Raw genomic sequence first — 254 nt, 5'->3', positions numbered from 1 at the left:
GGTCCGTACGAGACTCGAACTCGTGATCTCATCCGTGACAGGGATGCGTCCTAAACCAACTAGACCAACGGACCAAATATTGGGCTAGCTGGATTCGAACCAGCGCATGACGGTACCAAAAACCGTTGCCTTACCGCTTGGCTATAGCCCAATATTTAATTATGCGGCAAAGTGCCACAATGGAGGATACAGGGCTCGAACCTGTGACCCTCTGCTTGTAAGGCAGACGCTCTCCCAACTGAGCTAATCCTCCA

The 254-nt window shown here is 51.6% G+C and carries 3 tRNA genes; all 3 read right to left on the bottom strand.

Features of this window, described 5'->3' with window-relative positions:
• Positions 1-74 (bottom strand) — tRNA-Asp (locus QOS10_RS09630).
• Between the two features lie 5 nt (positions 75-79).
• A tRNA-Gln gene (locus QOS10_RS09625) sits at positions 80-151 on the bottom strand.
• A 29-nt stretch (positions 152-180) separates the two neighbouring features.
• Positions 181-253, bottom strand: a tRNA-Val gene (locus QOS10_RS09620).
• Position 254: the final 1 nt, after the last annotated feature.

The organism is Limosilactobacillus galli (genome assembly GCF_947381495.1).
In the GTDB taxonomy this organism is placed as follows: Bacteria; Bacillota; Bacilli; order Lactobacillales; family Lactobacillaceae; genus Limosilactobacillus; species Limosilactobacillus galli.
The sequence above is the reverse complement of the archived record's forward strand: the minus strand, read 5'-3'. Positions and strand labels throughout refer to the sequence as shown.